Here is an 8,811-nt window from a genome sequence, read left to right as displayed (position 1 = left end):
CAACCGGCGGTCGTGGTCCTCGGCGCCGGTGGCGACCGGATCGAACAGCAGGGCGGCCTGCAGGGTCTTCCCCGGCGGCACCAGCGGCGGGCGGTCGGCGTATTCGATGCGGGTGATGAGGCCTTCGGCGTCCCTGCTGTAGCGGGCTTCGTCCGGATCGCGAATGCCGCGCTCCTCGATCATCCGCAGCAGCGCCGCCACCTCCTCTGCGCCGCGGCTGAATCCAATGCCGACTATCCGGATCTGCGCCTGCGGATCTTCCCGCAGCCAGGCTTTCGCCTGCACGCACAACTGGAAATACGCCGTTTCCACGCGCTCGTCGAAGGTATGGGCGAAGCGCCCGTCCCAGAGCCGTTCGGGCGTTCGCAACACGCCGTTCTGGGTGAACGTGCCTTCGACATAGCCGCCGGCGATGTGTGTGATGCCCGCGGCTTTCAGGTCGCGGACCTGCTGGTAGATCCTGGCGACCGCGCTCCAGTTCTCGGGCTTGTCGTCGTACAGACTGTTGCCGGTGCCGTCGAGCGCGGCGACGAACAGGCGCTCGTGCGGGTTGTCGCTGCGCACGAGCACCGGCACGCGAAGCTGCTCCAGCGCGGCGTGCGCGCGTCGATAGCTGTCCAGATCGTCCCGATCGGCGGGATAGGCGTCGCCGCCCGGGGGCCTTCCGATGGTGCCCATGTTCTAGCGTCCGTGCTCAGTAGGTCCGGTTGAACACCTTGATCAGGTCCGCGCGGAAGTCGCTGTAGCGGTTGCCAGGTTGCTGCAGCTCCCGCGTCGATATGTGCGCCCGCATGTACACGTTGATCGTGCGGTCGTTGACCTCGAGGATGATCTGCGGAAGCGCTCCGGGGCCGATGCCGCGCTCGGCAATCTCATGCGGTTGCAGATTGTGGCGGATCAGTTCGTCCCTGAAGATCTCCCCGATGTCCACCTCCGCCTCCAGCGGCGTGCCGTCCTTCGCGCGCCAGCTCACCTTGGCGGGCGGCGGGAAGTTCGGAATCGGGCCCATCCCGGCGCTGAGGATGTGCGGGTACTTGTCTCCCAGCGCCTCCGATGACGGCTGCAGCTCGTCATCCGGGTGGTCGACGCGCAGCCTGCCGCGGTAGTGCACCTTGCATCCGTAGGTGCTGAAGCAATACGCGTCGAAGTAATGCGCCTTGAACTTCAACGGCCACTCGACGCCGTCGTCCGGCTCGCGCGCGGTGGGGCTGGTCGCGGCGGTGCTGCTCATGGCGGCGGAACATCCTGTCAGTGCGAGGGAGACGGCCATCAGGGCGGAGCCGTAGCGGCTCCGGCGGGAAGCGGTCATCGCGGTCGTCCTTGGCGATCGGTGAGCGCATGCTACGCAGGCGGCGGGCGGCGGCGCAACAACGCAGCTCCGGGATGGCTGCGCGGGAGGCGACCTCGTCGTTTCCGCACAAGCGGGACCCGGGGACGTGTGCGGACACCGCGACCGATCTCGGCTGAAGCCGCTCCTCCACGCGCCGGAGGTCGCGTCGCATGCGGTGGCGGGACAAGTCCCGCCCTACGTTCTCGGGCTTGTCGTCGTACAGACTGTTGCCGGTGCCGTCGAGCGCGGCGACGAACAGGCGCTCGTGCGGGTTGTCGCTGCGCACGAGCACCGGCACGCGAAGCTGCTCCAGCGCGGCGTGCGCGCGACGATAGCTGTCCAGATCGTCGCGATCGGCGGGATAGGCGTCGCCGCCCGGGGGCCTTCCGATGGTGCCCATGTTCTAGCGTCCGTGTTCAATAGGTGCGGCTGAAGACCTTGATGATGTCGTCGCGGTAGTTGCTGTGCGGCCGTTCCGGATCGCGCGGTTGCTTGAGCCAGATCATCGCCCGCATGTACACGTTGATCGTGCGGTCGTTGACCTCGAGGATGATGCCGGGCGCGCCGGACGTCGCGTTGGGCGTGGCGTCCTCGCGCGCGACGTGGTGGCGGATCAGTTCGTCCCTGAAGATTTCCCCGATGTCCACCTCCGCCTCCAGCGGCGTGCCGTCCTTCGCGCGCCAGCTCACCTTGGCGGGCGGCGGGAAGTTCGGAATCGGGCCCATCCCGGCGTCGAGGATGTCCGGGTACTTGTCTCCCAGCGCCTCCGATGACGGCTGCAGCTCGTCATCCGGGTGGTCGACGCGCAGCCTGCCGCGGTAGTGCACCTTGCATCCGTAGGTGCTGAAGCAATACGCGTCGAAGTAATGCGCCTTGAACTTCAACGGCCACTCGACGCCGTCGTCCGGCTCGCGCGCGGTGGGGCTGGTCGCGGCGGTGCTGCTCATGGCGGCGGAACATCCTGTCAGTGCGAGGGAGACGGCCATCAGGGCGGAGCCGTAGCGGCTCCGGCGGGAAGCGGTCATCGCGGTCGTCCTTGGCGATCGGTGAGCGCATGCTACGCAGGCGGCGGACGGTCATGCAACGCCGGCCGACGAGACGCGCCTCGCTGCGCGGCCGCAGCGATCCCGCCGTGCGTCGTCTCGGGTCAGAACGGCGCGTCGTCCGCGCCGGACCGCGTCGCGGTCTTGCGCGCCGTCTTCGCCGCGGCCGTGCCCGCCTTCTTTTTCGTGGCGGTCTTGCCGGGGGCCTTCTTGGCGGCGGTCTTCCGTGCCGCCGTTTTCTTCGCAGCCTTCTTCGCCGGCGCTGCGGCGTCGGCCGCCGTCTTGCGCGCGGTCGCCTTCTTCGCCGGTGCCGCCTTGGCGGCCGCCTTGCGCGCGAAACGCCCGCGCACCGGCTTGCCGGTTTCCTCCAGCAGCCGCGTCGCCTCCTCCAGCGTGAGCGACGCCGGATCGCGGTCCTTCGGGATGCGGCCGTTGCGCGCGCCGTCGCTCAGATACGGGCCGAAGCGGCCGTTGAGCACCTGCACGTCGCTGCCGTCCCACTGCTTGATGATGCGGTTGCGGGCGAACTCCTCCTTCTGCTCGATCAGCGCGACCGCGCGCGCAAGGTCGATCGCGTAGGGATCGTCCTCCTTCGGCAGCGACGCGTAGGTGCCGCCGCGCTTGACGAACGGACCGAAGCGGCCGACGCCGACGATGACCTCCTCGCCGTTGCTCTCGCCGAGCGTGCGCGGCAGCTTGAACAGCTCCAGCGCTTCCTCGAGCGTGATCGAATAGATGCTCTGGCCGGGACGCAGCGACGCGAACTGCGGCTTCTCGTCCTCTTCGCTGGTGCCGATCTGCACCAGCGGTCCGAATTTGCCGATGCGCGCGCTGACCTGGCGGCCGCTCTTGGGATCGGTGCCAAGCACGCGCACGGAACCGGCGTCGGTGCGGTCGATGTTGTCCTTCTTGTCGTCGACCAGCGTCTTGAACTGCTTCCAGAACCGCTCCATCAGCGGCACCCAGTCCTCCTCGCCGCGCGCGACCGCGTCGAGCTCGTCCTCCAGCCGCGCGGTGAAGTCGTAATCGACGTACTGGGTGAAGTGGCCGGACAGGAACTTCGACACCGCGCGACCGACGTCGGTCGGACGGAAGCGGCGGTTCTCGAGTTCCACGTACTTGCGGTACAGCAGGGTCTGGATGATCGAGGCGTAGGTCGACGGCCGACCGATGCCGTATTCCTCCAGCGCCTTCACCAGCGAAGCTTCGGAGAAACGCGGCGGCGGTTCGGTGAAATGCTGGTCGGCGTGGATGCGCTCCAGCGGCACGCGATCGCCCGGCTTCATCGGCGGCAGCTTGCGGCCTTCGTCGTCGTCCTCGGCGCTCTTGGTGTCGCGGCCTTCCTCGTAAACGGCGAGGAAGCCCGGATCGACCACCGTGGTGCCGCTGGCGCGGAAGGTGTGCTGGCTGCCGGCGGCGAGATCGACCGACACCGTGTTGAGCGTCGCCGGCACCATCTGGCAGGCGACCGCGCGCTTCCAGATCAGCTCGTACAGGCGGCGCTCGTCGTCGCTGAGGAAGCGCGCCACCTGCGCCGGCGTGCGCAGCGCCGAGGTCGGACGGATCGCCTCGTGCGCTTCCTGCGCGTTCTTCGACTTGGTCTGGTACGCGTTCGGCTTGTCCGGCAGCGCGCGGGTGCCGAAATCGCGCGCGATCACGTCGCGCAGCTCGGCCACCGCCTCCTGCGACAGGTTGACCGAGTCGGTACGCATGTAGGTGATCAGGCCGACCGTGCCCTCGCTGCCGAGCGTCACGCCCTCGTACAGCTTCTGCGCCACGCGCATGGTGCGCGAGGTGGAGAAGCCGAGCTTGCGCGCGGCCTCCTGCTGCAGCGTCGAGGTGGTGAACGGCGGCGCCGGGCGGCGCTTGCGCTCGCGGCTGGCGACGTCGGTGACGTGCAGCGCGCCGCCGGCGGCCTGCACGATGCGTGCGCGCGCGTCCTCGGCGGTGCGGCCGTCGGTGATGGTGAACTGCTCGACTTTCTGGCCGTCGAGCTTGATCAGCTTGGCGCTGAACGGCTGCCCGGGATGCGCGCACTCGGCTTCGATGCTCCAGTACTCGCGTGCGACGAACGCCTCGATCTCCTCCTCGCGCTCGACGATCATGCGCAGCGCCGGCGACTGCACGCGTCCGGCCGACAGCCCGCGCTGCACCTTGCGCCACAGCACCGGCGAGAGGTTGAAGCCGACCAGATAGTCGAGCGCGCGGCGCGCCTGCTGCGCATCGACCAGGTTGCTGGAGATCGAGCGCGGCTGCTGCATCGCCTCGCGGATCGCGCGCGGGGTGATCTCGGAGAACACCACCCGGTACAGCGGCTTGTCCTTCAGCAGCCCGCGCTCTTTCAGGATCTCGGCGATGTGCCAACTGATCGCCTCGCCCTCGCGGTCCGGGTCGGTCGCCAGATACAGCGCCTCGGCCTGCTTCGCCGCCTTGGCGATCGCATCGACGTGCTTCTCGTTCTTCTCGATCAGGTCGTAGCGCATGGCGAAGCCGCGCTCGGGATCGACCGCGCCCTCCTTCGGCACCAGGTCGCGCACGTGGCCGTACGAGGCCAGGACCGTGAAGTCCTTGCCGAGGTACTTGTTGATCGTCTTGGCCTTGGCGGGCGACTCGACGATGAGGAGGTTCTTGGCCATGACGGCGGCGGGCTCCGCGGGGCTGTCGGCCCCGCCTGGAAGGTCGGGAAAAGGCGCAGATCGCGTGCGGCCAAGACGCCGACGCCCGCGGCGGACCGCGGGCGTGGCGTCGTGCTCTCTTTTTTTACAGGTGTCACGGGGCGGGCGCCCTGTCAAGCGGGCGCCCGCGGACCCGGGCTCAGCCGGCGTCGGCCATCATCGCGCCGAAGAAGCCCAGGCCGAAGATCGCCACCAGCAGCAGCACGCCGAGTGCGATCACCACGATGGTGACCACGTCCAGGCCCTCGCGCTGCAGTTCGGGCCGGTCGGTGAACGCGTACTTGTCCACCACGACGGTGTCGCAGATCAGATCGTGCAGCGACTGCCGGCGCGCGGTGAACGCGGTCATGAACGCCGACACCAGCATGCCGATCCCGCAGGTGAACGCCCACGTCAGCACCAGCGCGAGATAGCGCAGCAGGCTGCGGCCGAAGCTCATCGGGCTGCCGTCGGAGCGCACCACCTTGACGCCGACCGCCATCTTGCCGAGCGAGGCCTGCGTCGAGGACGACTGCATCCACGCGAAATACAGCGCCGGCAGGCCGATCGAGATGCCGTACATGAGGACCACGAAGCCGACGCCGAGGCCGGCGGCCGCCTGGCCGTCGACCAGCACGCCGGCGCTGGCGCCCATCAGCAGGACCAGCGGAATCAGCAGCGCGTAGGAGGCGATGCCGGTCACGAAGTTGTCGAGGATGCTGGCCGCGAAGCGCTTGAGGAAGCCGACGTACACCACGTGGCCGTCGCGCACCACTGTCGAGGCGCCGCCGACATGCGCGCGCGGCGGGGCGTAGGGCGAGCGCTCGACGACCTCGTACGGGTTGCGGCCGGCATCGGCCGGTGCCGCGTGCGCGCGCGGCGCGGGCTGCACCACTTCGTAGGGGTTGCGGCCGCCGGGATCGGCGCTGGCGCGCGCGGGCTCGGGCGCCGGCGCCGGTTCGTCCTCCACCAGCGCGAAGCTCGCGCGCGACGGCGCGGGCGCCGCGTGCCCGCCGACGACCTCGGCCATCACCTCGCGCCACGGCCGCCATTCGCTCATGCCCTCGCGCCACACCAGCGTCTCCGGCGCGAGCTGGCCGTTGGCGTGCAGCATCGCGAGGTCTTCGGCTCTCACCGGGCCGTGGCGGTTGCGGTCGTAGTCGCTGTAGTACCACTGCGTCATGGCGCTTTACTCGGTCGGAACGTCGCGGCAGTCGGTGGGAAGGAAGCGGGCCGGGAGCGAGCCGCTGCAGGCCCAGCGCCACTGGTCGCCGTCGGCGACGGCTTCGAAGACGACGGTCTGGCCGTCGACCTTGGGATCGATGCCGCGAAGCTGCACGGCGAGGGCGCAGCGGTCGGTCTCGGCCAGCGTGCCGATGCGGATGCCGGTCACGTGGGGCGTGGCGTAGCTGTCCGGCGTGCCGAAGCCGTCGTCGCCGTTGACCGGGCAGCGGCCCTCGCGCAGCGCGTGCTCGGCGATCGCCGGCTGCAACGCGAATGCGGGGGCGAGCGCGCCGAGCATCTTGGCGCGCACGGTGTATTCCTGGTAGGCGGGCAGCGCGATCGCGGCGAGGATGCCGGTCATCACCACGCCACCGATCGCGAGGACGATCGCCGCGATCGCGCAGCCGGACAGGCCGGAGCGCGCGGCGGGGCGAGTCGCGGCCGGTGCGGCGCCGACGCCGCGCGATGCGCCCATGGCCGGAGCGGCGCCCAGCCCGAGCGACGCCGGCATGGTCGCCGGCAGCGGTGGTGGCAGGCGGGCATCCTGTTCGACGCCGAACAGGTCCAGTTCGTCGAACACCCGTTCCAGCGGCTGCCATTCGCGCAGGCCGTCGCGCCAGACCAGCGTGTCGCGCTGGAGGCGGCGCTCGCGGTAGCGCCGGCGCATCTCTTCGGCCGCGAACGGCCCGAGCCGGCCCTGGCCCGGCTCGTGATAGAACCACTCGTGCATCGCTCTCCCCCTGCCTGTCCCCTGGCGCCCGGCAGCCCCCATGCCGGACGTTCCCGCTCCCGGCGCCCCGCTCGCGGATCGCGTCGCCCGCACGACCGGGCTTGCTCCCTGCAACGCCTGCGACGCACGTCGTCCCGCAGCACGCGGGCGCCGTCCGGTCACCGACGGCCGCTCCTCAGTGCAGCGTCTCCGGATCGTCGTCCTCGAACATCTGGTTTTCCATCCAGGCGTAGGCCGCCTCGGCCCCCGGCTGGTTGAACAGCACCATCAGCACGACCCACTTGAGGTCGTCCAGATCGACCTGATCCTGGTCCAGCGCCATCGCGCGGTCGATCACCAGCTCGCGCTGGCCGGCGTCGAGGATGCCGTGCTGCTCCAGGAACATCAGGAAGCCGCGCGCGTCGGCGTCGAACTTGGCCAGCTCCGCGCCGTGGAACACGCGCACCGGACCGCCGGCGCGCGGCACGTCGGCCATCGGCCGCTGGCGCGCGAGCGCGTCGAGCCATTCGAACGCCTTGTTGATCTCCGCCGTGCTGAAGCCGGCGCGCCCCAGTTCCTCGAACAGCGCGCCGCTTTGCAGGGACTCGTGGTCGCGGGAGAGGTCCGCGTCGGCGGTGAGGTAGTGCTCGAACAGGTACAGCAGTACGTCCAGAATGCTTTCTTTCATGTCCCTCAGCCTGCGCCGCGCGCGGCGCACGGTGGGTGGGCTTGCTGCTGCATGCGGAACGAACCTCAGCGGACCCGGCAGTACCGGCCGTGTTCGACCGCGACACGGCCATCGAGCTCCATGAGCAGCAGCATGGAGGACAGCACCGCAGGCGTCAATCCGGTCCGCTCGACCAGGCGATCCATAGGAATTGGGTCGTGCCCGAGCGCCTGCCACAACTTCTCGTAGTCGGGATCCAGCGGCTCGGCCGCGGGCCCCGGCGGGCCGGCTGTGGCATGAATGGGGGCGGCGAGGCGGTGCCGCAAGTCGCCGGCCAGTTCCGCGGCGAGCGGGCCGAGCGCGTCGATCACCTCGGTGGCGCTCTCCACCAGCGCCGCGCCCTCGCGGATCAGCCGGTGGCAGCCGCGGGCGAGCGGGTTGTGGATCGAGCCGGGCACCGCGAACACCTCGCGGCCGGCCTCGGCGGCCTGGCGCGCGGTGATCAGCGCGCCCGAGCGTTCGGCCGCCTCGATCACCAGGGTGCCGAGCGTCAGTCCGGCGAGGATGCGGTTGCGCGCGGGGAAGTGCTCGCGGCGCGCCGCGGTGCCGGGCAGGTGCTCGCTGACGACGGCGCCGGCGGGCGGCGCGCCGTCGTCGCCGGCGATGCGGGCGAGCAGGCCGGCGTTGGCGCGCGGATAGGCGACGTCCGGGCCGGTGCCGAGCACGGCCACGGTCGGCGCCTGGGCGTCGAGCGCGGCGCGATGGGCGGCGGTGTCGACCCCGGCCGCCAGCCCGCTGGCCACGCACAGGCCGCTGGCCGCCAGCGCGCGGGTGAAGTCGTAGGCGTTGTCGAGGCCGCCGGCGGTGGGCGAGCGGCTGCCGACCACCGCCACCGCCGGATGCCACAGGCGGGCCGCATCGCCGGCGACGAACAGCGCCAGCGGTGGGTGCGGCGCGCGGCGCAGCAGCGGCGGATAGTCCGGATCGTGCCAGCCGAGCAGATGGTGGTGCGGCGCTTCCAGCCAGCGCAGCGCGCGCGCGACCGCGGCACGGTCGGGCGTCCGCAGCGCCTCGATTTGCGTGACGTTCAGCCCCGCCTCGCGCCAGGCGCCCGGCCCGGCCGCGAGCGCCGCCCGCGGCGCGCCGTGACGCTCCAGCAGCGCGCGCCGCGGCGCGCCCGGGCC

8 protein-coding genes are annotated in these 8,811 nt (G+C 70.7%); all 8 read right to left on the bottom strand.

Translation table 11 applies throughout. The annotated features are described in order from the left end of the window. The coding region (locus FQY64_RS14215; RefSeq protein ID WP_146475340.1) for a phospholipase effector Tle1 domain-containing protein at positions 1 to 678 on the bottom strand (678 nt) is incomplete at its 3' end. 16 nt (positions 679 to 694) lie between these two features. Next, positions 695 to 1,309, bottom strand: coding sequence for a hypothetical protein (locus tag FQY64_RS14210; protein ID WP_146475338.1), 615 nt, complete (start codon positions 1,307 to 1,309; stop codon positions 695 to 697). A 437-nt stretch (positions 1,310 to 1,746) separates the two neighbouring features. Next, positions 1,747 to 2,277 carry a hypothetical protein gene (locus FQY64_RS14205; RefSeq protein ID WP_146475336.1) on the bottom strand — a complete coding sequence of 177 codons (531 nt, stop codon included), beginning with the start codon at positions 2,275 to 2,277 and terminating at the stop codon, positions 1,747 to 1,749. Positions 2,278 to 2,477: 200 nt separating this feature from the next. Then, a complete protein-coding gene (locus tag FQY64_RS14200; protein WP_146475334.1) occupies positions 2,478 to 5,009 on the bottom strand; it encodes a DNA topoisomerase I in 2,532 nt (843 codons plus the stop codon). Positions 5,010 to 5,187: 178 nt separating this feature from the next. Beyond that, the gene (locus FQY64_RS14195) at positions 5,188 to 6,210 is read right to left on the bottom strand and encodes an RDD family protein (protein ID WP_146475332.1); all 1,023 of its coding nucleotides are present in this window, start codon (positions 6,208 to 6,210) and stop codon (positions 5,188 to 5,190) included. Positions 6,211 to 6,216: 6 nt separating this feature from the next. Beyond that, a complete protein-coding gene (locus FQY64_RS14190; protein ID WP_186761035.1) occupies positions 6,217 to 6,981 on the bottom strand; it encodes a GYF domain-containing protein in 765 nt (254 codons plus the stop codon). Between the two features lie 175 nt (positions 6,982 to 7,156). Beyond that, positions 7,157 to 7,648: a DUF494 family protein gene (locus FQY64_RS14185; RefSeq protein WP_146475328.1), complete on the bottom strand. Its 492-nt coding sequence runs from the start codon at positions 7,646 to 7,648 to the stop codon at positions 7,157 to 7,159. A 65-nt stretch (positions 7,649 to 7,713) separates the two neighbouring features. Further along, on the bottom strand, positions 7,714 to 8,811 hold a 1,098-nt coding region (gene dprA / locus FQY64_RS14180), incomplete at its 5' end, for a DNA-processing protein DprA (protein ID WP_146475326.1).

This window comes from Vulcaniibacterium thermophilum (genome assembly GCF_007923255.1).
Classification (GTDB): Bacteria; Pseudomonadota; Gammaproteobacteria; order Xanthomonadales; family Xanthomonadaceae; genus Lysobacter_F; species Lysobacter_F thermophilum.
Note: the sequence above shows the minus strand (reverse complement) of the source record. Positions and strands in the feature narration are given on the sequence as shown.

Bases quoted from the DNA above. Each gene is read 5' to 3' on its own strand.
- FQY64_RS14195 (WP_146475332.1), bottom strand. From the start codon at position 6,210: ATGACGCAGTGGTACTACAGCGACTACGACCGCAACCGCCACGGCCCG.
- FQY64_RS14200 (WP_146475334.1), bottom strand. From the start codon at position 5,009: ATGGCCAAGAACCTCCTCATCGTCGAGTCGCCCGCCAAGGCCAAGACG.
- FQY64_RS14185 (WP_146475328.1), bottom strand. From the start codon at position 7,648: ATGAAAGAAAGCATTCTGGACGTACTGCTGTACCTGTTCGAGCACTAC.
- FQY64_RS14205 (WP_146475336.1), bottom strand. From the start codon at position 2,277: ATGAGCAGCACCGCCGCGACCAGCCCCACCGCGCGCGAGCCGGACGAC.
- FQY64_RS14210 (WP_146475338.1), bottom strand. From the start codon at position 1,309: ATGACCGCTTCCCGCCGGAGCCGCTACGGCTCCGCCCTGATGGCCGTC.
- FQY64_RS14190 (WP_186761035.1), bottom strand. From the start codon at position 6,981: ATGCACGAGTGGTTCTATCACGAGCCGGGCCAGGGCCGGCTCGGGCCG.